The sequence below is a fragment of the Hyphomicrobium sp. NDB2Meth4 genome (genome assembly GCF_900117445.1).
Classification (GTDB): Bacteria; Pseudomonadota; Alphaproteobacteria; order Rhizobiales; family Hyphomicrobiaceae; genus Hyphomicrobium_A.
In genome coordinates, this window is the sequence record NZ_FPEJ01000006.1 from 40,561 (window position 1) to 65,123 (window position 24,563).

Below are 24,563 nucleotides of genomic sequence, written 5' to 3' on the forward strand. Positions count from 1 at the left end.
GAAGCTGCGCAAAAGTCGAGCTCCCGTGAAATCGTTGGTTAGCTAAACGCGGGTTCCCTGCGCATCTGTGCGCTTGCGAGCCTCCGGCTTGGGGCATAGTCTTATCTATAGCGCTGCCGGCACGTACCGGCGCTAAAGGGGCGCAGCCGGCGAATATGGCAGGAGGATAGCCATGGGTATCGCATTGACGCTGCAGGAATACCTCGACGACAAGCACGTCCCCTACGATGTCATGCGCCACAAGCGCACCCACTGTTCTTTTGATACCGCACGCGCCTCGCACGTCCCGGGAGACCGGCTGGCGAAGGGCGTGGTGCTGACTCGCGAGGGCGGTTTCGTCGTTGCTGTGGTGCCAGCCACGGCGCGCGTTCGGCTCGACGTCATCGAGAAGATGCTGCGCTGCCCTGTCGACCTGGCCACCGAGGATGAGATCGGCGAGCTGTTTCCTGATTGCGACGTTGGCGCGGTGCCGGCGCTGGCCGACGCTTATGCGGTCGATGCGTTCATCGACGAGAGCTTCGACAAGCAGCCGGACATCTATCTCGAGGGCGGCGACCATCGCAGTCTCGTGCATATGACGGGCGAGGCGTTTCGCAACATCATGCGCGATGCGCGGCGGGCGCGGATCGCGGATTTGGCATAGGCAGTAGGCCGTCGCCTTTGCCGCCGACTGCTCGTTGCCAGAGCTAGATCGATGCGGTCTTGTCGAGGTGCGCGGCGATCAGCGGGTAGACGTCGCGCGCAGCATCCTTGCCGAAGATGCAGTCGATGTGGCCGTAGCCGGCGATCACCTTACGCTCGTAGAGCTGGCGACCGTTGACCGCGGCGAGGCGCTCCAATGTGCGCTCGGTGCTTTCAGGCTTGAAGCACGCGTTGTCGGCGCCGTGAATGAACAGGATCGGCAGCGCCATGCGGTCGATGTGCGGCAGGTAGACGTCCTGGCCATCGGCGTCGACGAGATGACGTTTGCGCGCGAACAGCGCGAGCTGCTGGAACGCTTCGATATTCGCTTCCCCGAACATTTCCGCGAGCCCGGACGTGACGGTCGCGTTGTTGAGCTGGGCAATGTTGTAGAGGCGGCCGTATAGCGCGGTGATGCGGGTGCTGGTTGCGTCGTGGGTGCGCTCCGAGCGCGGCACTGGCACGATCAACTGCAGCGCCCTGTCGAGGATGCGTTCGCGCCATGGATCGGCGCTGGTCGCGCGCGCGTTGACGACGTCGATCCCCATGGCTTCGAACACCTGCGGCGCGCGCAAGTAAGCCAGCATGCGCTGCGGATAGAAGGGCACGACGTAGTCGGTCGATATCTGCGAGATGACGGCGGAGCGCACGCCTTCGAGGCCGGCCAACAGCGACATGGTGAAGGTGGTTGCGCCGAAGCAGTGGGCGATGACCTGCACTGTCGATGAGCGCGTGACGGCGCGCACCTTGGCAATCGCCGCGGGGTAATCCTGCACGGCGACGTCGTCGGCGTTCCACAACTCTCGCGCGTGGGGAAGGTCGACGCTGGCGCGGAAATCAAACAGCCAACAGTCGTATCCATCGGCAATGAGGTACTCGAGAAGATTGGTGTCGATCGTGTCGATGGAAAAGATGAGGCTCGACACGCCGAGACCGTGAGCGAGCACAACCGGACCCTTGTTGCCGCCGCGGTAGCGCGTGAGCTTGAGGATCTTGCCGTCACCAGTGCGAACGAGGTGCACCTCGGGCTCGGGGACGCGCAGGCTGCGCTTCTTGCGCGGATTGAAGGCGTCGTAGCGACCCTGGCGCGCGAGGACGCCACCGTAGGTGTCGAACAACTCGCGGCTGAAGAAGGTGCCGAACTTGGCTACGGCGCGCATGCGGTCGGCAACGTCGCGTCCGCCGGTGCCGCGCAATGTCTGCATCTGCACGTAAAAATCGGACGGTGCGATTTCGAGAAGGCCGCGGGCTACGTGGCCAAGCTGGCCATCGGCACCTTTTGAAATGTCGACGTTGAGGCGCGTGGTATCGCGCCACAGGTCCAGCGTGGCATCTGAACGAACGACCTTATGGCCGACGAACTGGTATTCGGCGCCATCGCGCGCGGCGAGCGAGAAGCGATAGTCGAAGCGCTTGGTCTCGACGGTGTGCTCGTCGACGCGCATCAGGTTGAACTTGCCGTCGAAGATTTCGAGCGGGTCGGGCGAGAGCGCGGGGCAGTCAACGGTGCCGACGATGCGGCCCGGGTGTTTGGGATTGGCGATGAAGCTGTCGACATCATCGACGACGACGGTCAGCGTGAAGCTGCAGGCGTAGCCTTCCTCCTTGCCGCGGCGTGCGGCCGTCTCGAACGGCAGCGTGACGACGGGCGAAATGTAGCCTGCCATGCGCTCGGTGAACTCGACGCCGGCGGGGCGGATGGTCTCGCGCCCTTCGGGAGCTGCGATCAGCAGCGGCGCATCGTAGCGCTGCGTTTCGGAGAATTCCCATCCGCGGTCGGCGGCGAGATGGATCATCGCGCGCTCGGCCAAAGCCGTGATGGTGAGCAGCGGGTTGACGCCGAGCGGGCGCGGAATGACGGAGCCGTCGCAAACGTAAAGACCAGTGAGCACGGCGTCGGCCGGTGCTTCCGGGCGGCCGTCGAACACCTGACACTTGTGATTGACGACGCCAGAGCGGCGGTCGCGGCCCATGACGCAGCCGCCGAGCGGATGCACGGTGATCAGGTTATTGCCGAGGATGGTCTCGGTGAGCGGGTTGCGTGTGTAGTTGCCGCCAGTGGCCTGCGTCGCCTTGCGCAGATTGCGGTCCACACGTTCAAACACTTCCTGCTGCGAAACCTTGGGCCAGGAGAGTTTCAGCCGCTGCTCATCCAGAGCGATGCGCCCCTTGCCGTCGTCGTGGCTCATGACGAGGTAGGTCTGCGTGCGGTTGACGGCGCCCTTATAGGCTCCGAGCAGCAGGCTCTGGCGGCGGCGCGCGCGCTCAGCGAGGAAGTCGAGCACGCCGCGGTCGGTATCTTCACCGAACTTGTCCGCACCGAACGTGAAGAGCGCCGGCAGGATCGGTGCAAGGGCGGACGGCAGTGAGCCTTCCTCGATCACCATGCCGTCTTTAAGTTTGGCGGTGTCGCGCAGATCGATGAGGCCAGAAATGCAAGGACCGACCGGGTCTATGTCGGCGACGGGGGGCGAGCCAACGCCGACGCCATTCACGGGCACGTCGTTGTTGAAGGCAAAGGCCAGCACATCGCCATTGCCGGTGAAGCGCTCACCGATCTGGTCGGAGACGGCAAGGCCTTCGGCGCGCGAGCGCAAGAGGATTTCAGTCGAGCCGAGCGTGCCGGCCGCGAGAACGACGACCTCTGCGGTGATCGATTGGTCGGCGGCCGCAAACTTCTCGCGCTCGTGCCCGAGAGGTTCGAAGAAGACGCGCCACCGACCGCGCTCCTGGCGCACGTGCGTCACGCGCATCTCGGTGAAGATCTCGGCGCCGTGATGGAAAGCGTCGGCGAGATAGGTCACCTGCACCGTGTTCTTGGCGCCGACATTGCAGCCGGAGCAGCAATCACCACACAGGGTGCACGCGGGCTGCTCGACGCCGGCGTAGTTCACCTGCTTCTTCAGCGTGACGTTGATAGGTGGGCGCACGACATCCCGGCGCAGCGCGTTGCCGCTTACGCCAAGCGCCTTGAGCTTAGCGAGGTCGGGGCCTTCATAAGGAACAGGGCGCAGCACCTCGGTGGCACGCGAGAAGCCTTCCTGGCGCGTCTGATCGGCGGACAGCTCGGGCGGCCAGACCGGATCATCCCACACGCGCGGGTCGGGCGGCAGCGACACGTTGGCGTTGACCAGCGAGCCGCCGCCGAGGCCGCAGCCCACGAAGACGTGGATGTCCTTGCCGAGGCGCAAATCATAAAGGCCGGTGGGAGAGCCGGAGATGCGCTTGCCGTCGCGGCTGACCTGGAACTGCTCCTGCGCCTCGACCATGCGATCGGGGAAGTCGCCGATGGCGAACTCTTGCCCCCGCTCCAGCACGGCGACCTTCTTGCCGGCGCGTGCAAGGCGCGAGGCGGCGACGCCGCCGCCATAGCCCGAGCCGACGACGACAACGTCGTAGCGCAACTTCAGTTCGGCGACCGACTTGGACAAGCGCCGCATATTACTCTCCCTCGACCGGCGCGGGCGCGCGCCGCAACCAGCGCGCAAACCAGGGAAGCCTGCGCTCGCGCGGCCTTCCCTCCGATGGTGCGGCAGCCGGAGTTTGCTGTGTGGCGCGCACGGGCGTTGGCGCGTCGGATATGTGCCAACCGTGATCGTGCGCGAGATGGATCATGGTGCGCTCGGCGAGCGCGGTGATGGTCAGCAGCGGATGAATGCCAAGCGGGCACGGCACGACCGCGCCATCGCAAACGTAAAGCCCTTCGTGCACAGCATCAGGTGATGAGCCAGCGCTCGTGTCGAACACCTGGCCCTTGTGGTTGACGACGCCGGTGCGGCTGGTCTCGCCCATCGTGCAGCCGCCGAGCGGATGCACGGTCATCAGGTTGCCGCCGAAAATCTTCTCGGTCGCCGGGTTGCGCATGTAGGTGCCGCCGGTCGCGTGCGTTGCCGTCCGCACCATTTCCTCAATGCGCTGGAAGACGCGCTGGCCGGGGCCGTTGGTCCATTCAATGGCGACGCGGTCGCCGTCGAGGCGCATCACGCCGTTACCAGCATCGTGACCTACGGCGAGAAATGTCTGCGTGTTGTGGACGGCGCCCTGATAGGCGCCCTTGAGCAGGCTGTCGGTGGCACGCTCGATGGCTTCGAGTTCGTCGCCGAGCGTGCGCTTCTCGTGCTCGCCGAACACCGCGGCTCCAGGGGCCAGCAAGGCGGGAAGCGCCGACGCGAAGGCGCTCGGCAACGCGCACTCGCACATTGCGAGGCCGTCGCGCACATCCTTGGTGTCACGCAGATCGATAAGCGCGTTGACGGCCTGGCCGACCGGCGGCACGGCGGCCTTGGGTGGATCGCCGACGCCGATACCGTTCACCTCGACATCGTTGTTGTAGGCGAGCGCGATGGCATCGCCGTTGGACGTGAAGCGGCTGCCGAGCCAGTGCGAGAGAGCAAGTCCCTCAGCCTTGGAGCGCAGGAGTATTTCGGTGGAGCCGAGCGTGCCGGCGCCGAGAACGACGATGTCAGCGGTGACGAAATACTTGTGTCCGCGCGGGGTGTCTTCGTCTGTCGGCATGGCCCAGACGCGCCAGCCGTTGCGCTCATCCTTGGAGAGCGAGAGCACGCGTACCCCGGTGAACACCTCTGCGCCGAAGGCCGCGGCGTCGGCTATGTACGTGGAGGCAACGGTCGTCTTGGCGCCGACGTTGCAGCCGCCGCAGCAATCTCCGCACTCCTTGCACGCTTCCTGATGCACACCGGCGGCGTTGGGGCCGCTGGTGTGGGAGACGTGCAGCGGGATCGGTTCGACGGAGCGCTCGAAAGCAGAGGCGGCGAGGCGGAGCGCGCGAACTTTCTCGTATGATTGCGTACGGCTGGAAGCTTCCGGCCGGAGCATATGGCGGGCGCGGACGAAACCCTCAGCCAGCAGCCGGTCGCGGCGCACTGCGGAAGGCCATGCAGCATCGTCGAAAACGCGCGGATCGGGCGCGAGGCAGACGTTGGCGTTGATCAGCGACGTGCCGCCGAGGCCGCAGGCCATCATGACGTGGATGTCGTCGCCGACGCGGACATCGTAAAGCGCGGTTCGCGATCCCATGTGGCCGCGCGCACCGGAAACCTGTGTTTCACGGCTCGCCTGGGCGACGTTCTCGGGGAAGTCGCCGGGCAGGAATTCGCGTCCGCGCTCCAGCACGGCAACCTTGCGGCCACAGCGGGCGAGGCGAGCAGCGGCGACGCCGGCTCCATAGCCGGACCCCACCACGACAACGTCGTAGTGCGCTTTGAGCTTAGAAGCGGGCATCGCCAGGCGCGCCTGCATGCTCTTCCGTCTCCCGTTACCGGCAACGCTCGTCATGGAAAACCCGGCGCTGCTTCTAGATTTCACACCACCGCCGAACCGGAACCTGAAGGCCGCTTCAAGTCGCCGACGCGGATCTCGACCGGGCCGTCAATGAGGCTCGGACGCAGCGGGCGCGCGGGCACGATGGCGGGCCCAGCGACGGCGCCGAGGCCAGTATCCTTGGTCTTGCGCCACGACCAGCGGCGCGGCGTGCGGCGCAAACCGATGGAGTAGATCGTCAGCTTGTTGGGCTCGACCTTCATGCGCAGGAAGTTTTTGTAGTCAGGGATGGCCATCGAGGCGAAGGCCTGATCGCAATGCAATCCCATGAGACAGGAAATGGTGAGGTAGGCACCCCATACGAAGCCGGCGACGAGGCCGCCGATGAAAATCATGATGAGCGGGAAAATGACGATGGCGCGCAAGAGCTCGCGCACGTCAGGGGTGGTGCGCAGGTCAAGATTTTCCAAGACTTCACGCGCTTGCGGCCACGCGGACTCGACGAGATAGAACGAGACGTAGGAGACCGCATAATAGAGCGCGATCATCGTTGCGATGTGCGCGAGCCAATGTAGCGTGCCGAGTAACAGCTTGGCCTTCTTGCCCCAGGCACTGTCGGCGTACCCATAGAGAACGACCCAAAGCGCCAGACACCATATGCCGAGAATGACGTTGGTTGCGGCGGCGAGCGGGGCGAGCATGAAGATACCCGGCCACCAGTGGAAACTCGGATCGTGCAGGATGGTCTCGCCGACGGTCTTGCCGTTGTACGGCGTGGTCGAGAACATCCAGATCATCACCCAGTAGATGACGCCTAGTGCGACGGCATAGCCGTAGTTGCTGAAGGGGAACGCGAGGGTGCGCAGGCTGAGCCAGCGGCTCTCACCGCGTGACGGCCAGCATGACGGCTCGCCGGTCGGCTTGCCGTCCTTGATCTGGCACTTGAGGTTCAGCTCGAGCTTCCTGTCGCCCCAAGCGACCTTGCGCGTGTCGTCGAGATAGTGGGTTGGAGAGAAATATGCGCCACCGCCGCCGGCCGTGAAGAATTGCGTGCCGGTCTCCTTCGACTCGTAGCGGCTGTAGTGATGCAGGTCGCCGGCAACGACGGCGGCGACGCGTGCGCCGGCATCAGTGGCGATCTTGGTGATGGTCGAAAGATTGTCCTCGCCCTGGAGCTTTTCGTCCTTGTCGTAATTCCAGCTCGGCTCGGCGGTGCAGAGAATGAGCTTTGGCGCTTCGGTGGGGTGCGCCTTCATTTCCTGGGCAATGCCTTCGAAGTAGAGGATCTGTCCGGCGTCGAGGTACTGCGCGAGCTGAATGTCGGCGCCCCAGATCCACCAGTTGTGCGGAAGGCGGATGGCGAAGTAGCTGCGGTGCTGCGGGCAGAGCCAGCCGCCGATCTTGTTCTCCGCGGCGTGGCCGAAGCGGGCCTTGCAGAACATGTGGTCGAACGAGGAAAGGCCGTCGTACCAGTCATGGTTGCCGGGCAGCACGAAGAGCAGACGCCGCCAGCCGCCATCGGGCGCGGGCGGCAGCGCTGTTGCGTACGGCATGGCGAAGCGTTCGCGATAAGCTTGGCGCGTCGGGAACGGATAGACCTGGTCGCCGCCCATGATCAGCATCTTGGCACCCGGCAGTGTGCCGACGCCTTCGATGTCGATCTGCGGCTGGCTGACGAGCGAGGCCATGGCGTAGGTGGAATCGAAGCCGTCGCCGAGGTCGGCGATGTAGTCGACCCAGACCTTGTCGCCGTCGCCGAGCTCGCGGAGATCAGAGTAGTTATAGCGGCCGACGACCATCTTCATGATCTCGGGCGCGAAGCCGTCGATCGTCGCCTGCATGATGCGCTGATCGGCGTATTGGCCGAAAATCTCCGAGACGACGGAGCGCCAGCCGGTGCTGACAAGATGCGCGGGGCTATACCAGCGCACCATCTTGGGGAGTGCTCTTAAATCAATCTCCCCCGACCCGTCGGCCATTATGAAATCCCCCGAACGCAAACATTCTTTTGGAGCGTGCCCCCCGGCCCACTCTTGAGTTGGAGTGACTCTAAGTTGGGCACCCGGATGAGTCCAGGACGCCCAGCCGAGCAGGTTACCGGGTGTTGCAGGACGAGCGCAGGCGCCGTGCCACAAGAAAAATCATGTGTGGGATGAACGCAGCATGAGCGTGCTCTTTTCTCCGGTGACGGAGCATCCCATCGCGCCGGAAGCGGTCTCAAGATGACGACGCGTGCGGCGCTGTCCGGACCGATAGAGAGTGAGCGGCTTGCGCGCGTTGACGGATTGCAGCCTCCGCCGCCGAAGCAGCGCTTGCATCATGCGGGGGGACGTCACGCGGCGGGCGTCGCCACATATCATCCGGCCCTCGCGGATTAACGTTAAACCCAGCGCCCCGGGGCAACTCGCGCGAAAACACGGCATCGCGGCGATATCTCGACATAATTCGCACATCGGGCCGTGGTCCGTTGCCACAAAGTCCCAGGGGAAGGTGCAGGAGGTGCGTTCGTGTTCGGCCGGGGTTCCAATCCACCAGATCAAAAGGTGCCTGGCGCACCGTCGATGACGCCGCCAACGTCTCCCGCCTCGCGTGATTTCACGCCGTCGTCCTCCGGGGCGCCGATGATGTCGCCGGCGCGACAGGTGTCGGTGATCGGGCCGGACCTTGCGATCTTCGGACAGCAGATCACGCTTGTGTGCAAGACCGCACTGCTGATCGCCGGAGAGGTCACAGGGGACATTCACGGCGATGACATCACCGTCGGTGAAACCGGCAAGGTGACGGGGTCGGTGAGCGCGCGCAATCTCACGGTGCATGGCGCGGTGAACGGCCAGCTGCGGGGCGAGACCGTGGCGCTGCACAACACGGCGCGCATCAGCGGCGATATCGTGCAGAAGAACCTGATCATCGCAGAGGGCGCTCAGTTCGACGGCCGCGTGCGCAGCGCGCGGGACGCCAGCGACTGGCAGCCGGAGCTCAATCTCGACACGCATCGCAACGCGACGAGCTGAGATTGAGCTGGCGCGCGCGGCGGCTCAAGCTGCCGCGTTCCCATTTACGCACGCATTCAAGCTGAGTTCTTGTCGAGCCCGGTGATACGGTCGAGCAGGCGCGCCTTGCGCGTGCGCTTCATCTCGGGCGATGCACTTTCGCCGTTGGCGTGCTCGCCGGCCGGCATGTGCTCCACGCGCGTCTCTACGGGAAGCGTAGCGGCATCAAGAGCCTTGAGGAAGCCGCCACCGCGGCGCGGCTCTGCTTCAGCATTGGCAGCAGACGCATTGCCTGATGGCGCGGTTCCAGCAGAGGTTCCGTTGGACTGGGCCGGCGTGCTCTCGGCGCTTGCCGGCTGGCCATCGGCGCCAGGACGGACGAAGCGGGCAACGCGCGGATCATTGATGCGTTCGGCGAGCGGGCGCTTGGAGTCGGCGGCATCCGGCCTGCGCGCGGGGCCGGGGGCAGGAACGGACCCGAGGCGGCGCATCTCTTCCATGAAGTAGGCTGCCTGGCGAGCGAGCTTCTCGTTGCCAGCAGCCAACTCGGCGCGAAGGGCCTGAATGGTGCTCGTCTGCTCGTCGGTGAGTGCCTGCAGTGCGGAGAGGCGGGCCTTCAAGGCGATCTTGCTTTCCTTGACGCCGCGGTCGTCACTGTCGGCCACTTCGTACGTGGAGAGGGCCGCCTTGATGCGCGAAAGCTCGGCGGCCTGATCCTGGTTGACCGACTTCAGGCGGCGGATCTCGTTCTGGGCCTGCGGGTCGGGTGTATCGGACAGCCTCTCGGCGGCGCGCAGCGATGGTTTTGCGTCGTCGGCAGCGGTTGCTCCGGCGGCGCGGACCTTGGCCGGGCGCATCGCCTCGGAGCCTTTGCCCGTTACGACATCGGCGGCTTCGGCGGCCGGGCCAGCGCGGGCGACGAGCGATTGCAGGCGGGCGATCAGCGCGGTCTGCTCGCGCGTCTTGGCGCGCAGGGCTTCGATCTCGGTGCGCAGGGCCACTTCGCCATCATAGCGAGGATCGCCGAAACCGTCGCGATTTCTGGATGCGCGCGTGTTCAAAGCCGCCTTCAGACGATGCACTTCATCGGTCTGCTGGGCGTTGATCTGGGTTGCTTCCTCGAGGGCACGCGCCTGCTTCTCGCTCGACTGGGTGAGCGAGACGATCTCGCGGTCGCGCTGGAACAGCAGCTTGCGGGCTTCGGCGAGGCGATGCTCGACCTTGGGCAGGCGATCCATGATCGTCTGCTCGAGTACGCGCCGGGCGTTTTCGTGCTCCTCCAGGGAGGTGCGCTGGCGTGCCAGCTCGCCTTCGAGTTCGGAGATGTTGGCGTCGCGGCGATTGAGTTCGACCATCTGGCGGGCGGAAGCCTCGGCGGCCTCGTCGACCTTGGTCTCGAGCTTATGGATGCGGATGGCGTATTCGGCGCGCAGGCGATCCTTGTCGGCGCGGATTTCCGTCTCGGTGAGCGGCATCGAGCGCTTCAGCGCCTCGGTGGTGAGGCGCGCCACGCGGCGCCGATACAGCGGAGCAATGAAAAGCGCCAGCAGGGCCGCGGTGAGGAAGCCCAAGGTCGCCAGCATGACCATCTCGATTGTGATCACGCCGCGGGTCCCCGATTGTAGAGGGCAGGGACGCGCGCATGCGGCAGTGCCGCCCGGCGCTGGCGCTGGATCTCAGTCTTCAAACTGGCGAGTTGGCTGCGCAATGCTTCCATTCCAGCGCGTTTCGACCGGGACCATACCTCATGAAGCCGCGCTGCGACTCAAAACGGATTCCAGGTAGGCGTGCGGGTATACTTCAAATATCCGATGTTCGCACCTAGACGTAAACCAATTCCCGAACGGATCGGCGCCAGGGTGACATTGTCGTGGGTCTGGAATTGAATTCCGACGCCGCCAACGAGGTAGGCCGATCCCTGGACACCCGCAAAACGCTCATAGATCTGCGATGGGTCCTGGAGATTGTATACCAGGACCATGGTTTTGGAGCCCTCGCCACCGAAATCGTAGCCGATGGAGGGGCCTTGCCAGTAGACCTTATGGGTGCCGGCATCCTTGGTGTAGAGCGTGCCCTCACCGTAGCGCAGGCCGGCCACAAACGCGCCGCCGCCGTCGGTACCTAAGATGTAGCCGTTCGGGCGGCCGGATTTTTGGAACGCGTACTCGACGACGCTGGCGAGGCCCTTGCTGACCGATCCGAAGAAGCGTCCGCCTGCGTCGATTATCTCATTCTGTGAATAACCGCCTCCGGGGGGCGGTCCGCCGCCACCGCGGTCGTCGTAGGGCTGCTCGTTCGGGGCGTGATAGGGCTCGCCGTAGCCTGGGGCCGGCTCCTGCGGCGCGGCGGCGGCTCTGTCGTCGTAGCGACTGTAGTTATCGTCCTCGCGATAGGCGCCCCCGGAGCGATAGGGAGACTGCCCGGCGGAACCTCCAGCTTGTGGCTGATAGCCATCATTGCCCTGGGGTTTATAGGAATCGTCGGTGCCGGTGCGGCCGCCCGAATAGGCGCCATAACCGTCGCCAGAGCTTTCCTGAGCGAAGGCCTGCGGTGCGAAAGCTGCGGCCGACGCCAAAACGGCGAAGGCAACGAGAGTGCCTCGAATGTGACGTCCGCGCGAATGCAGCGCCATCGGAATATCCATCATGGTTGCAGGTCTGATGCGGTCAGCCGGCCGCGGCCTACTTGGCAACGATCCTTCGACGCAAAGTTGCGCGAAAGTGTGGCCGGCGGCGGGAGGGCGCTTGGCGTTATTGCGGCGGCAGCAGCGGTTCGCGGCCCCAGGCGACGAAATAGGGGTTGGCGTACCCGCCCTCGCGCTTGCCGTACTGCAGCGGCTTGCCATCGAGCGTGGTGACGCAGCCGCCGGCGGCGTTGAGGATCGCCTGGCCGGCCGCGGTATCCCATTCGCTGGTCTGGCCCAGCCGGGCGTAGAGGTCGGCCTCGCCGCGGGCGATGAGGCAGAACTTCAGCGATGAACTCGCTTTACGCCGTTCGGCGATGGGCAAATGCTTGAAGAATTCTTCGGTGTCTTGCGTCGCGTGCGAACGGCTGGCGAAGGCGACCAGCGCGTTGCGGTCGGGCACGCGGGTGGCCAGGCGCTTCAGGTTGCAGCGCGAAAGGGACGGCGAGACATCATCGGTGGAGATGTTGGCCTCGATCGCGTCATTAGGGCCGAGCGTAGCGAAGAACTCGCTGCGGGCCGGCACGTATATGATGCCGAACACGGGCTGCTGGCCGACGACCAGCCCGATATTGATCGTGAACTCGGGGCTGCCTTTGATGAAGGCGCGCGTTCCATCCAGCGGGTCGACGAGAAAGAATGCATCTTCGACCGCGGGCACGCGACCTGCCGCGACTGCTTCCTCAGCGATAACGGGAATGCCCGGTGACACTCGGTGCAGCGCTTCGGTGAGGATCTCCTCGGCTTCCTGATCGGCTATCGTCACCGGAGTCGTATCTGCCTTGGTCGAAACCTCGACGCCAGCAGCGAAATGGCCCATCTCGACACGGCCCGCAGCCATCACTGCGGGAAGCAATGCCTCGACCAACGATCCGTATTCCTCTAGCCTCATCTGCCGTTCGCGTCCTGATTCGCCAGCCAGTATCGGCCGACTTATGGCCGGTCTACCGCGCATGTTGCCTACTTCACCGCACGGGAAGCAATTCGCGGGGCCGACCTTTGCATGGAAGTTGCGGCGCGTGTATCAGATGGCGACAGCACTTCGCAAGCGGACCAGTTGGCGCGCGTTGAGGGCGTCCCGCCTGCCGGTCTCAAAATCCGGCTATCAGCATTCGTTTCTGCGACATCTCGAAGGGGGCATCGATGGGTGAGCGCGCCAATCCGACTGATCTTGAACTCGCGGCACTCATCTCAAGCAAAATCTGTCACGACGTCATCGGCCCCGTCGGCGCCATCTACAATGGTCTGGAAATCCTCGACGAGGACGACGACCAGGAGGCCAAGAACTACGCCCTCGACGTGATCCGCAACGTGACGGAGCAGGCGTCGGCGCGCTTGCAGTTCTGCCGCTTCGCGTTCGGCGCGGCTGGTTCTGCAGGCGCGATGATCGATCTCGGCACGGCCGAACAGATTTCGCGCGGCTTCGTCGGCAAGGGCAAGCATACCCTCAACTGGAAATGCCCGCCCGGGCACATGCCGAAAGACAAAGCCAAGCTGCTGCTCAACATGATCGCAAGCGCCATCACTGCGCTGCCGCGCGGCGGCGACATCGAAGTGCAGATGGCCGGCACGATGGAGACGCCAAGCTTCCTCGTGCGCTGCCGCGGCACCAACGCACGCGCGCCGCTGCACCTTGCCGAGTTCATCTCGGGCGAGCACACCCCGCCGCTCGACGCGATGACGATCCAGGCTTATTACACCTGCCGGCTGGCGACGAGCGCGGGCATGCGCCTTGCCGTACTGCAGGACGGTGCCGACATCCTCCTTTCTGCAAAGCACACTTAGGGGCGCTCCGCGCCGGCTTTGGCAGGAACGGCGACGTGACCTGCTAAGCCTCCTCGGCGGCCATCGAGCCGAAGGAATACTCCGTGCTGCGCGTTGAACGATTGCAGGCTGGCAAGCTGCGGCCCCTCACGTTCGAGGTTGCAGACGGAGAATGCCTTGCGGTCGAGGGTCCGTCGGGCTCCGGCAAGACGCTGCTGCTACGCGCGATGGCCGACCTCGATCCAGCTCCCGGACAGGTGTTCGTCGATGGTGTCGAACGACACGAGGTATCGCCGCCTCAGTGGCGGCGGCTGGTGCGGTATTGCGCTGCCGAACCCGCATGGTGGACGGACACGCCGCGCGGTGGCCTGCCGCCGAAGGCATCCGCTGAAAAACTCAATCGGCTGCTGGTGTCGCTGGATCTCGATGCCGGCGCTCTGGATCGACCCGTTGCCGTGCTGTCGACGGGAGAGCGCCAGCGATTGGCGCTCGTCCGGGCGCTGCTGGACGAGCCGAAGGTGCTGCTGCTCGACGAGCCCACCGGCGCACTCGATCCGCAAAGCACAGCGCTCGTGGAAGAACTGATCAGGTTTCAGATGCTGGCCGGGCGAAGCGTCGTGCTCGTGAGCCATAACGCGGCACAGGTGAAGCGGCTGGCGGATGCGCGGCTGGTTCTATCCAGCGCTGCAAACGCGACAGAGGCCTCTGCGCCATGAGCTACGTGCCGCTGAGCTATCTCGACCTGGTGCTGGCAGCGACGCTGCTGATCGCCAACGGTGCGATCTCGTGGGCGTTCCGGCTCGGGCTGGAAAAGAGCATCGCCATCGCGGCGGTGCGCATGGTGATCCAGCTGGCGCTGATCGGCATCGTGCTGAAGCTCATCTTCGCGCAGACGTCGCCAGTGTGGACCGCCGGGTTTGCGGTGATCATGGTCGCGGCGGCGACGCTGGAGATCGCGGGTCGGCTCAATGGGCAGCTTCCCACCTGGCCGTTGATGGGACTGAGCGGGGCGACGCTGCTGTTCGTCGGCACGTTCGTGACGATCTTCGGTGTCGGCTTCGTCATTACGCCGACACCCTGGTACGGGGCGCGCTACATTCTGCCGATCCTGGGCATGGTGATGGGAAATACGATGACGGCCGTTGCGCTCGTGCTGGACAGCCTGAGCGAGGCGGCACGGCGCGAACGTGGTGCCATCGAGGCTCGCCTGGCACTTGGAGCAACGCGGTTCGAAGCGCTCTCGGGGCCGCTTCGATCGGCTTTGCGCACGGGCATGATGCCTATGCTCAACTCGATGGCGACAACGGGCATCGTGGCGCTACCCGGTATGATGACCGGTCAGATCATTGCCGGGGCCGATCCCATCGGGGCAGCTAAATATCAGGTGCTGATCATGTTCCTGATCGCGGGGGCAACGGCACTTGCATCGCTGCTGGCGGCGGTCGGAGGCGTCATGCTGCTGACTGACGCCCGCCACCGGCTGCGGCTGATGTGACGCCGTACCCTTAAGCGATAACGCCCGCGACGAGCGCGGGCGTTGGATCGTTCACCGAGGCCGGCAGCTTATTCAGCGTGCGCCGGCTGAGAGCCCGATGCGTGATTGAGCGGGGGCACCGTTGCGCCGCGCTTGCTAGCGGCGCTGGCGGCGACTGCTGCTGCAGCGGCTTCCTTGGCAGCGTTGGCAGCGGTCTCGGCAGCCTGAGCTGCGCGCTCTGCGGCAGCTGCGGCTGAGGCGGCTGCAGCTGCGGCGGCAGCGCGGTCGGGCTCGGGAGCGACGGCCGTGGCCCGACGCTGATCTTGCGGCGCAAAGTTCTGACCGGCCTGGAGAGCACCCGTCTCGACGACGGCGCCCGTCGTTGCAGGGGCGGCAGGCGCTGCTGCCTGGCTGGGAGCGGGCTGTGCCGCAGGAGGAGCGGTATGGACGGCGGGTGCGGCTGCGGGCGTTTCGGCCGGAGCGGCGATGTGCTCGACAGGCGTGGTCGGTGCCGCCTCGACCGCAGCGGTATCTGCGGCAGGGGCGTCGGTGGAGACATCGGCTTCAGCCGCGGCGGCATCTGCGCTGGCTGGCGCTGCTGCCTGATGCGTGGCGGTGCCGAGCGCTTCGGCCTTGCGCACAGGCGCCGGCGGTGCGCCCGTCGGAGACTCCTCAGCGGGGGCCGCAGCGGACTGGCTGCCAAGCTTCTTGGCGTCGGGTCCCCAGCACACTGTCGCCGAAGCGGTGCAGGTGTGCTCGTCGAAGAGGATCACGTCGAGGAACAGCTCGCAGCTCACCGTCTTCTTGCCGGTGGAGTAGTCAGTGACGCCGTTCTTTGCAGCCCACTCGGTGATGTGCTTGTCGAGTAGGTTTTTGGCGTCGTTGGTCGGGCCGTCCTTGCCGTAGTCGTTGACCGTGAAGCCAAACTTCTTGCAGGCGGCGTTCGCAGGCACCGCGAACGCGGCGACTGTCCCAAGCAGCACTGACGCGAAGGCGATTGTTGGCGTAGCGCGCATTGTCGTAATCCCCCGTCGGCGCGGACTAAACGTCCAGATCCTCAAAGCCTTATAAAGGGGCACTTTGCCCCTGCCTAGGCGTCGAGCTTGCAAAGCTGTGCAGGAGAAAGATAGCGCAATCGCGGCGACGCAAATGCCTCAGTTCATGTAGGGTGAATCGCCGCCGTTCCGGCCGATACCCGAATCAAAGAAGAAGCCGCTGTCGAACGGGCCGCCCGGCGACTGCTTGTTGATCGAGGGGTCGATGTAACCGCCATAGAGGGCGAAGTAGCGGGCGATCTCCGCAGGCGAGGCGCCCTGCTCGACGGCGTACGTACGGCCGTCCTTGCGACGCACCGTTTTCTTCTTCTTTTTCTGCACGCTCTCGTCAGCGTAGGCGCCCGAGGCGATATAGTCGCCAGCGCCAACCAGGGTGGCGAGCGTCAGGAGGCCGGCCGCGGCGACGATCCCGGTGCAAACGCGAAAGAGGCTCATTGTCCTGTCCTTGTATATTCCAACCACCCCGAATGTAGGGCCGGAGGATAACGGAAAACGCCGTTCTGGCGTGTGAAAGTCCGTGCCGTTCAGCTTTTTGCCGAGCCCTGTCACCCGCTAACCACGCTCGACCCGAGGTGGCCCAGCCGCCGAAGCGCCGGTCTCCCGGCACTTCAGGGCATTATCGCGCTGAGCCACCAGCGAATGGTTAACGAAGACAGTTAAATTGTGCCGATTTGGGCTTGCGGCAAGCCTCAGCCGGTCTTGCAGATGGTCGAGGTGCCCACGCAGTTGTAGCCGAGGCCGCCGGGCTTGCACTTATAGGCCGGCGTGCTGACGCGATAACCCGGCGTGGAACCTGAGGCCATGAAAGCGGCCCATACGCCCCAATCGAACGATTGGAGAATGGCTTCCTTCACCTGAAACTTGGCGCCATCCATGCTGGGCGCGGTGCCGGACGCGGTTTTCTTGAAGCACTTCGCCTCGGCATCGCCAGCAAAGCCGGCAAACACCAAAGTGGCGGCAACAGCGGCCGCCCCGATCGACTTCATCATTCTGAGCTCCCCGGACAACGGTAGATACAATAGAGGGGGAGATTGCCGCAGACGCGGTCGCTTGCCCATCGCCGAGCGCTCGTCAGCTGAAAAAATGAGGGGATCGTTGCGGCGGGGTGACGCCACGCGGCAGGGGTCCGCATGGCGCCGGGTGTCGTCACGTCAGGACGACTGGAGATTCACGGCCTTTGGGCCCTTGCCGCGCTTGTCAGGCTCGGTTTCGAAAGAGATGCGCGCGCCTTCGTCGAGATTGGATATGCCCGCGCGCTCGACCGCAGTCACATGCACGAACACGTCCTTGCCGCCATCGTCGGGCTTGATGAAGCCATAACCCTTCTGGGCGTTGTAGAATTTGACGGTACCGCTCTGGCGCATCGCGAATTCTCCTAACGTGCGCAATCAATGAAAACGGCGCGGCTCAGCAGAGACCGCACCGGGGGGAAGCTCGGGAAACTGTTCGCAATGCGGGGGGAAATGTCAGTGAGCACGACATGCGCGCCATAATCTCAAAGCTACTCTAAGTCTCCGCCGGGACGATTGCTTGCCCGAGCCGGGAAAGTATCGAGGAAAACCATCTGCGACGCAACACCTCACTCAACTGACTTGACGCCGCCCGGATCCTCGTTTCCCAAATTTTCAATGCGGAACCCGCCACCCTTCGCCTGCTGCAGTACGCGCGCAAGCTCGGGCAGCAACGCCTTCATCTTGGCGGCGAGCGTGAATGGTCCATTGATGACGATGAGACCGGCGCCGTTCAGGCGGGTCTCGTCCTCGGGATCGCGGATCGTCAACTCGTAGGCTGTCGCTTTCGGCAGGCCAAGTTCGGCGACCTTCTTGCGGAAGGCAGTGACGGGCCGCTGCTCCTTGATCGGGTACCACAGAAGGTAAGTGCCGCCTGCAAAACGGCGGACGCCCTCCTTCAGCGCTGTGATCAACCGGTCCAGTTCGCCGGGTTGCTCGAACGCGGGGTCGATCAGCACCACGCCGCGACGCTCGGGCGGGGGCAGCAGAGCTTTCACTGCCGTCCAGGCATCGAGCGACATCACTTTGACCTGCGGGTCGTGCGCGAAGAGCCGGTTCAGCGCCTTATGGTCCTCGGGATGCAGTTCGTTGACGACGAGGCGATCGTCGGCACGCATCAATTCGCGCGCGATCAGCGGGCTGCCGGGATAGCGGATGACGGCGTCCGCGGGATTTAACTGGCGGACCACCGACAAGTAAGGAGCGAGAAGCTGCTCGACTTCGGGCGAGAGCTTTGCATCGAGAACGCGGCCGATGCCTTCGCGCCATTCACCCGTCTTCTGTGCCTCGATGGAAGCGAGGTCGTAAACGCCGATGCCAGCGTGCGTGTCGATGATGCGGAACGGCGCGGGCTTCAGCTTCATGTGCTCGATGACGAGCGCGAGCGTCGCGTGCTTGACGACGTCGGCGAAGTTTCCGGCGTGGTAGGCGTGTCGGTAATTCATGGACAGCGATCAGCGCGCCGGGCCGCGCGGTGTCAAGGGATGCCCCAGCAGGCGGGGCGCTTTTTTCCGCGCCTGTTCCGCCGGGAACGGCGCGGGGGGAGGATCAGGGCGATGATGCGTTCATGAGAGGCACTTACGGCCCACCCGCCGGACGGGCTTCTCGGGATCGCTCCACCTCCTCCAAACTTTGAACCCCGCCACCCCCGCGGGGTTCTTTTTTTGGAAGGTGGCAAGTGCTGGTTCGCACCTCTACGCCTTGCGTTCCCATTTTCCGGAGGCGCTCTGCTGCCAGTAGGTCACTGGACAGCCGGCACCCTTAGCGGCGGTCCATTGCGAGCGCGCGGTTTTCACGGCGTCGGTATCGTTGCCATCGAACAGATAGACGATGCGAATGAAGCCGGTGAAGGCTTCGGCCTCGGCGCCGTCGACAAGAAAGCGCACTCCAGCCCCGTTCGGTGTTTCCCCTGTCGTCGTCAGATAGACTGGCTGCTCGGCGGCAAAGCCGTCCTTGGCGGAGCCGTGGGCGAGGAAGCTATCGTCCTTGTAGGTCCACAGTGCCTGATCGATAACGGCGAGCCGCTCTTGCGACCCGGACTGAATGACGGCGCGCCATCCACGCTCGAGCGTCTTCTCGACGAGACTCGGCAGCACCTTCTCGAGCGTCTGCTGCTCGAGATGGTAGAAAAGGACTTCGGTCGGCGAGGATGATGAGGGCGATGTCATGCGGGAATTATACCCGCTCTCCGACGCGATGCACGCTCGCGTGATGGAGCCGTCGTAGATGCTGCAGCGCAAAGACAATTGACCCTTGCGCTGCCCTATTGGCTTACCTACTTATCGGGGTCCGGAGCGGCGCCAGACGTGCGGCTGTCGTCCGTGCGGGCGGTGGAGCTAGCGGCATCTTCGGGTTCGCCGCTACTCCCGCCCGCTGCATTCCCCTCTCAGGTTCGGCCCTCTCAGGCCCGACGGACTGAGCGCTTACTTCTTGATGCTGGTCAGATAGCGCTTGGGCACTTCGCCTGCGGCGACCAGCGCGTCGATGCAACGGCGCGAAAGCGAACGGCGGGAAGCCATCATGCAGCTACGCAGCTCGGGCGTGCCGATCGAGTACTTGGCGCAGTGACGATAGTAGTCGCGCTCACAGGCAGAGTTGACGCGTGAAGAGTAGGCATTCGCCGCCGAACCAAATGCAATCGCGAAAAGCGCAGCACCACCGGCCAGAGCGGCAACGCGAACCACCGGGCGCACCCGGCTGTCAGAGCACATCTGCATATATCTGATTTCTCTTTAGAGCTTCCCCCGAGCCGCAGCCCGCAAACCCGGATTCCCGCCACGAGTTTGCGAATCCAGAGTAGCGCAAGCAACGATTCGAAGCCAGTGACAGACATGCCGCGACAGCGGAAAAATGCCCTCAGCTCTTATGCTTAGCGTACGGATTATCGCCCTTGCGCAAGTTCAGGCGCAAAGGGACGCCCGGCAGTTTGAATGCTTCGCGCAAGCTGTTTGTCAGGTAACGCAAGTATGACTTCGGCAGCTCTTCCGGCCGCGAGCAAAAGGCAACGAACGTCGGCGGGCGCGTCGACGGCTGCGTGATGTAGCGGATCTTTATCCGGCGTCCGGCGGCAGCAGGCGGCGCGTGACGGGCCAGAGCCTCTTGAAGCCAGCGATTGAGATCGGGCGTCGGCACGCGACGGTTCCAGATGTCGTAGGCTTCCAGCACTGCTTTCGACAAACGGTCAATGCCCCGTCCGCTGAGAGCGGAGATCGGGACAAGCGCAACGCCAGACACCTGAGCGAGACGTTCGGCAAGCGTCTCACGCAGATCCTTCAGCGCTCTCTGCTTGTCCTCGACGAGATCCCACTTGTTGACGGCAATGACGAGCGCGCGGCCTTCCTCGGTGACGAGGTCGCCGATGGTCAGGTCCTGATGCTCGAACGGGCGCTCGGCGTCGATGAGAAGAACAACGACCTCGGCGAAGCGGATGGCGCGGATGGCGTCGGAGGCGCTGAGCTTTTCGGCAAGCTCATTGATCTTGGCCTTGCGCCGGAGCCCTGCCGTATCGAACAGGCGCACCCTTCGGCCCGACCATTCGAGGTCGCTCGGCACGCTGTCGCGCGTCAGGCCCGGCTCGGGGCCGGTGATCATGCGGTCCTCGCCGAGGAACGCGTTGACCAGCGTAGACTTGCCAGCGTTCGGGCGGCCGACGATGGCAACCCGGATCGGCCGCGAGGTCGCGCTCTCCTCAACGGCACTGGCCGCCGTCTCCTTGAGACCGAGCGCCGATAGCATCTCGACGATCAGATCGCCGAGGCCTTCACCGTGCTCGGCCGAGATCGCCGTCGGCTCGCCGAAGCCGAGTTCGAAGGCGGCGTAGAAACCAGCTTCGCCGGCGCGGCCTTCGCTCTTGTTGGCGACGAGGATCACCGGACGGCCGGAGGCTCGGACGATGCGCGCGAAAGACTTGTCGTCGGGCGTGATGCCGTCGCGTGCATCGACGACGAAGAGGATGAGATCGGCGGTGCCGATGGCGGCTTCGCTCTGCTGGCGCATGCGCTCGGCGATGGACCCGCGCTTTGCCTGCTCGAGACCGGCGGTGTCGACGATGGTGACGGGATGGCCGCCGAGATCGGCTTCTCCCTCGCGGCGGTCGCGCGTCAGCCCCGGCATGTCGGAGACGAGCGCGGTGCGCCTGCCGGTCAACCGGTTGAACAGCGTCGATTTGCCGACGTTGGGGCGGCCAATAATGGCGATGACAGGGAGGGCGGTGGACATTCGGACGGGATCGACCAGCTACATTGAGCGGCGCTTATCGCGCATTCGCTGGCGTTAAGATAGCCATCCCCGCCGACTGATCGGTTAAGGGGGGTTAATTCAGGGCGATCAGCTTGGCGTCGTCGTTGAGGACGTACATGCGCCCCTGAGCCACGATGGGCGCGATATAGAAGGAGCCGCCAAGTTCCTTCTGGGTCACGACACGGCCGGTCGTCGCCTCGACGCCGACCAGGTTTCCGGCGGACGAGGTGAGCCACAGCGTCCCGCCAGCGAGGGTGGGGCCGGCCCAAGCGCCTTTGCCGGGGAGCTTTGCCGTCCACTGCGTCTTGCCGTCGTTGCGCGACAGAGCCATGAGCTGGCCCTGAGTATCGACGACGAACACGCTGCCGCCCGCGACCCACGGGGTCTGCGTTCCGGGCACGTTGATCGACCACAGACGCTCGCCGCTTTCGGCCTGCGTCGCGATCATGCGGCCGGCGTGGCCGACGGCGAATACGGTGCCGTTGTCGATGGCGGGGCGTGCAGCATCACTCATTGAGGCGATCTGCGACGTGGTCCGGCTGCGGGCAAGGCTCTCGGTCCAGGCGGTCGTGCCGTCGGCGATGCGCAGGGCGACCAAGTCGCCGGACGGATAGGGTACGGCGACGATACCGGCGTCGACGGCTGGGCTGGCATTGTTGATGAGGCTCGCCTGCTGCGGCAGGCCGCGGACCGACCACAATTCACCGCCATCGGCTCCCGCCAGGCAGAAGAAGCGGCCATCGAGCGTGATGGCATAAACGCGATCACCGACTGCCGTAGGCGACGAACGAACCGGGGCTTCGAGTTGCTTCTCCCAGATCGCCTTGCCGTTCTGGGGATCGACGGCGACGACATTGCCGTAGCCAGTCGCTGCATAGAGGCGGCCATTGTCGAATGCCAAGCCGCCGCCAAACCCGCCACCGCTGCTGCTGCCGCCGAGGCCGAGGGAGTACCAGCTTCCGCTGGATTCGCGTTTCGGCTTCAAGGACGTGCGCCAGGCGGCGTTGCCGTTGGTGGTCGAGAACGCAGCAACGGTGCCGTCGGCGTCGAGCGTGAAGATATAGCCGCCGTACACGACAGGGCGCGCGGTAAGGCGCCCACTGCTGCCGGAGCCGGTACCCACGTCAGCGGTCCAAACGACGTTGGTGCCGCCATTGTACGCCAGATTTCCGGGCGCGTTGCTCGGCTCGCCGCCGGGCTGAGCCCAGTTGTCGTTGACGCGGGGGGCGGGCAGCGTGATGGGGGCGAACGCGTCGGCGAGTTCACCCGTTTCGACGCCGGGCTGCTGCATCACCGGGATACGCTTGCCGGGAAGCGCCACCTGCTTTTCAGCGAAGGGGTTGAGGCTGGAGATCTTGGGGAGCGAGGGTCCATCGCCAGCGCAGCCGGCTAGCGACGCGCCGATGCAAAGCGCGGCACCGATCAGCCCTGCCCCCTTCACCCGTCCCCTCATATCCCCCTACCTAGTCCTTTTTGGCCGGCGGTTGCGATGCTGCAGGTGCAGCGTCCGCTGGCTTGGCCTTTTCAGAAGGCGATGCTTCGGCGGCGGGCGGCGAAGCGTCAGCCTTCTTAGCGATCTCTCCCGCGGCGATCTCCGCCATGATGATCTGCGCACGCTCGGCAATGCTTTGCGGCGTCTGCTGGTCGACGAAGAGAGGCGTCAGGATGGTGCGCGCCTCGCTCATTTTTCCAGCCTTGAAGGCGGCCAGACCCAGCAACTCGCGGGCGCTGTAGCGCCAGGGGCTGGTATCGGCCATCAGAGGGGTGAGCCGATTCTCGATGTCGGTAAAGTCCACGTCGCCGACGCGCAGTCCGGCGGCCTGCAGGCGTGCAAACTCGCGGAGCATGATGTCGCCGTTGCTGCTGGCGGCCAGCGCATCATAAGCAGCGAGCGCCTCGGCCTTTTTGCCCTGCTTGGCGAGGAGGCCGGCAATTTGCAGCTGCGAAAGTCCGCGGTAGCCGGCGGCGCCATCGCTTGCCAGCTTCTCGAATTCCTTCTCGGCGCTGCCGTCCTTCTTGTCGTTGAGGAGCTGGAGCGCCCCTTCGTACATGGCGCCAGAGGCCTGAGCCGCGGCGAGGCGACGGCTTTCCCAAATCTTATAGCCCGCCACGCCGACTACGATCAGTGCCGCAGCGATGATGATGTAGGTGCCGTACTGCTTCCAGATCTTCTCTAAACGCTCTCGCCGAAGCTCTTCTTCGACTTGGCGGAGAAGATCGTCATCCGTCTGTGCCATCGCTTGCTCTTTTCAGCCCTGAACCTTGGCGTTGTTCTTGTGAGAGCCCCAGGCGAGGCTCCGGAAAGCCGCATACATAGCCAACGGCTCCCCCCGTGCAAGCGATTGATCAGCGTTCGCCGACCGGGGAGCCTGAAAGGCGCCCTACGCTTTGCTGGCGGGGGTTTTCGACTTTTTCGTGACTCTGCCGCCGGTTGCAGAGACACGCTCGGTGGCCTGTTGCCTCTTTACCGGGGCACCATCCTGCATGGCGTAGGTGTGCTCGGGGGTCGGGAAAGCGCGCTTGCGGACGTCCTCGGCGTAGTCGCGGATGGCGCCCTCGATGGCTTCGCCGACCTTACCGAACTTCTTCACGAAGCGCGGCACGCGCGGGCTTATGCCCAGCATGTCCTCCATCACGAGGATCTGGCCGTCGCACGAGGATGAGGCGCCGATGCCGATGGTGGGGATGGGGACGGCGGCGGTAATGCGGGCGGCCAGTGGCTCGGTGATCGCTTCCAGCACGATGGCGAAAGCACCAGCCTCGGCGACCTCCCGGGCATCCTCCTCGATCGCCGCCCATTCGTCGCGATGGCGGCCCTGGGCCCTGAATCCGCCGATGACATTGACCGATTGCGGCGTCAGGCCGATGTGGGACATGACCGGGATGCCCCGGTCGACGAGGTAGCGGATGGTCTCGGCCATCCGGCGTCCGCCCTCGATTTTAACGGCGCCGCAGTCGGTTTCCTTCATGACGCGGGCGCAGTTGCGGAAGGCGACGGCCGGGCTCTCCTCGTAGGAGCCGAAGGGCATATCGACCACGACCAGCGCGTGCCTTGCGCCGCGAACGACGGCACGGCCATGCATGATCATAAGGTCGAGCGGCACCGGCACGGTGGTCTCGAAGCCGTGCATGACCATGCCGAGGCTATCGCCGACGAGCAGGAAATCGCAATGCCGGTCGGCGATGGCGGCCGTGTGCGCATGATAGGCGGTGAGGGCCACGATGGGCTCCCCGCGCTTCTTCATGGCGGCGATGTCGGGCGCCATCAGGCGCTTCTGGGTCGAGTGTACAGACATGCGCTAACTTACTCTATTCTCGCCACGACGTCGCGCGAAGCTAGTGATGACGCGGCGAGAAGGCCAGTGGCGGCGGATACTGGGCGATAGA

General features: G+C 64.7%; 22 protein-coding genes. 5 read left to right on the forward strand and 17 right to left on the reverse strand.

Translation table 11 applies throughout. The features are described 5' to 3' along the window. The first annotated feature begins 172 nt into the window (after positions 1–172). A complete protein-coding gene (locus NDB2M4_RS11890; RefSeq protein WP_072375217.1) occupies positions 173–643 on the forward strand; it encodes an aminoacyl-tRNA deacylase in 471 nt (156 codons plus the stop codon). Between the two features lie 43 nt (positions 644–686). Here NDB2M4_RS11890 and NDB2M4_RS11895 read toward each other — a convergent pair whose 3' ends face one another. The 3 genes from NDB2M4_RS11895 to NDB2M4_RS11905 all read right to left on the reverse strand — a co-directional run bounded on the left by NDB2M4_RS11895 (position 687) and on the right by NDB2M4_RS11905 (position 7,940). Further along, entirely contained in the window at positions 687–4,121 is a 3,435-nt protein-coding gene (locus NDB2M4_RS11895) for an alpha/beta fold hydrolase (protein WP_072375220.1), read from the reverse strand. Position 4,122: 1 nt separating this feature from the next. Continuing rightward, on the reverse strand, positions 4,123–5,940 hold the full coding sequence (locus tag NDB2M4_RS11900; RefSeq protein WP_072375223.1) for a GMC family oxidoreductase N-terminal domain-containing protein: 1,818 nt from the start codon (positions 5,938–5,940) through the stop codon (positions 4,123–4,125). Positions 5,941–6,002: 62 nt separating this feature from the next. Then, the gene (locus tag NDB2M4_RS11905) at positions 6,003–7,940 is read right to left on the reverse strand and encodes a metallophosphoesterase (RefSeq protein ID WP_139247230.1); all 1,938 of its coding nucleotides are present in this window, start codon (positions 7,938–7,940) and stop codon (positions 6,003–6,005) included. Positions 7,941–8,522: 582 nt separating this feature from the next. On the opposite strand from NDB2M4_RS11905, the gene NDB2M4_RS11910 reads away from it, so the two are divergent. Beyond that, positions 8,523–8,972, forward strand: a complete 450-nt coding sequence (locus NDB2M4_RS11910; RefSeq protein ID WP_083556238.1) for a bactofilin family protein — start codon at positions 8,523–8,525, stop codon at positions 8,970–8,972. A gap of 56 nt (positions 8,973–9,028) precedes the next feature. Here the strand turns inward: NDB2M4_RS11910 and NDB2M4_RS11915 are convergent, their stop codons facing one another. From NDB2M4_RS11915 to cysQ, 3 genes are all read right to left on the reverse strand, one after another. Beyond that, a complete protein-coding gene (locus NDB2M4_RS11915; protein WP_244536155.1) occupies positions 9,029–10,534 on the reverse strand; it encodes a coiled-coil domain-containing protein in 1,506 nt (501 codons plus the stop codon). A gap of 182 nt (positions 10,535–10,716) precedes the next feature. After that, positions 10,717–11,583, reverse strand: a complete 867-nt coding sequence (locus NDB2M4_RS19815; protein WP_171988088.1) for a DUF1134 domain-containing protein — start codon at positions 11,581–11,583, stop codon at positions 10,717–10,719. A gap of 118 nt (positions 11,584–11,701) precedes the next feature. Beyond that, entirely contained in the window at positions 11,702–12,526 is an 825-nt protein-coding gene (gene cysQ / locus NDB2M4_RS11925) for a 3'(2'),5'-bisphosphate nucleotidase CysQ (RefSeq protein WP_072375239.1), read from the reverse strand. 251 nt (positions 12,527–12,777) lie between these two features. Between cysQ and NDB2M4_RS11930 the strand changes: the two genes are divergently transcribed. The 3 genes from NDB2M4_RS11930 (at position 12,778) to fetB (ending at position 14,893) form a co-directional block, all read left to right on the forward strand. Continuing rightward, on the forward strand, positions 12,778–13,419 hold the full coding sequence (locus NDB2M4_RS11930) for a histidine phosphotransferase ChpT (protein ID WP_072375242.1): 642 nt from the start codon (positions 12,778–12,780) through the stop codon (positions 13,417–13,419). A gap of 83 nt (positions 13,420–13,502) precedes the next feature. Next, the gene (locus NDB2M4_RS11935) at positions 13,503–14,114 is read left to right on the forward strand and encodes an ABC transporter ATP-binding protein (RefSeq protein WP_083556244.1); all 612 of its coding nucleotides are present in this window, start codon (positions 13,503–13,505) and stop codon (positions 14,112–14,114) included. Further along, positions 14,111–14,893 (forward strand): ABC transporter permease, encoded by a 783-nt coding sequence (fetB, locus tag NDB2M4_RS11940; RefSeq protein WP_072375248.1) that lies wholly within the window; start codon positions 14,111–14,113, stop codon positions 14,891–14,893. The genes NDB2M4_RS11935 and fetB overlap by 4 nt, the downstream gene beginning before the upstream one ends. A 68-nt stretch (positions 14,894–14,961) precedes the next feature. Here fetB and NDB2M4_RS11945 read toward each other — a convergent pair whose 3' ends face one another. The 11 genes from NDB2M4_RS11945 to panB all read right to left on the reverse strand — a co-directional run bounded on the left by NDB2M4_RS11945 (position 14,962) and on the right by panB (position 24,472). Continuing rightward, the gene (locus tag NDB2M4_RS11945; protein WP_139247231.1) at positions 14,962–15,888 is read right to left on the reverse strand and encodes a hypothetical protein; all 927 of its coding nucleotides are present in this window, start codon (positions 15,886–15,888) and stop codon (positions 14,962–14,964) included. Between the two features lie 138 nt (positions 15,889–16,026). Continuing rightward, the gene (locus tag NDB2M4_RS11950) at positions 16,027–16,362 is read right to left on the reverse strand and encodes a hypothetical protein (protein ID WP_072375254.1); all 336 of its coding nucleotides are present in this window, start codon (positions 16,360–16,362) and stop codon (positions 16,027–16,029) included. Positions 16,363–16,616: 254 nt separating this feature from the next. Continuing rightward, the gene (locus NDB2M4_RS11955) at positions 16,617–16,916 is read right to left on the reverse strand and encodes a hypothetical protein (protein ID WP_072375257.1); all 300 of its coding nucleotides are present in this window, start codon (positions 16,914–16,916) and stop codon (positions 16,617–16,619) included. A 162-nt stretch (positions 16,917–17,078) separates the two neighbouring features. Further along, the gene (locus NDB2M4_RS11960) at positions 17,079–17,291 is read right to left on the reverse strand and encodes a cold-shock protein (protein WP_072375260.1); all 213 of its coding nucleotides are present in this window, start codon (positions 17,289–17,291) and stop codon (positions 17,079–17,081) included. A gap of 215 nt (positions 17,292–17,506) precedes the next feature. Then, positions 17,507–18,382, reverse strand: a complete 876-nt coding sequence (gene rlmJ / locus NDB2M4_RS11965; protein WP_072375263.1) for a 23S rRNA (adenine(2030)-N(6))-methyltransferase RlmJ — start codon at positions 18,380–18,382, stop codon at positions 17,507–17,509. Positions 18,383–18,631: 249 nt separating this feature from the next. After that, complete coding sequence (locus NDB2M4_RS11970; protein WP_072375266.1) at positions 18,632–19,105, reverse strand: DNA polymerase III subunit chi; 474 nt, start codon at positions 19,103–19,105, stop codon at positions 18,632–18,634. Positions 19,106–19,360: 255 nt separating this feature from the next. Next, positions 19,361–19,654, reverse strand: coding sequence for a hypothetical protein (locus NDB2M4_RS11975; RefSeq protein WP_083556246.1), 294 nt, complete (start codon positions 19,652–19,654; stop codon positions 19,361–19,363). 139 nt (positions 19,655–19,793) lie between these two features. Continuing rightward, positions 19,794–21,155 carry a ribosome biogenesis GTPase Der gene (gene der / locus NDB2M4_RS11980; protein WP_072375269.1) on the reverse strand — a complete coding sequence of 454 codons (1,362 nt, stop codon included), beginning with the start codon at positions 21,153–21,155 and terminating at the stop codon, positions 19,794–19,796. A gap of 94 nt (positions 21,156–21,249) precedes the next feature. Next, positions 21,250–22,617, reverse strand: coding sequence for an outer membrane protein assembly factor BamB family protein (locus tag NDB2M4_RS11985; protein ID WP_244536156.1), 1,368 nt, complete (start codon positions 22,615–22,617; stop codon positions 21,250–21,252). Between the two features lie 22 nt (positions 22,618–22,639). Next, complete coding sequence (locus tag NDB2M4_RS11990; protein WP_072375276.1) at positions 22,640–23,413, reverse strand: tetratricopeptide repeat protein; 774 nt, start codon at positions 23,411–23,413, stop codon at positions 22,640–22,642. A 144-nt stretch (positions 23,414–23,557) separates the two neighbouring features. After that, positions 23,558–24,472: a 3-methyl-2-oxobutanoate hydroxymethyltransferase gene (gene panB / locus NDB2M4_RS11995; RefSeq protein WP_083556248.1), complete on the reverse strand. Its 915-nt coding sequence runs from the start codon at positions 24,470–24,472 to the stop codon at positions 23,558–23,560. Positions 24,473–24,563: the final 91 nt, after the last annotated feature.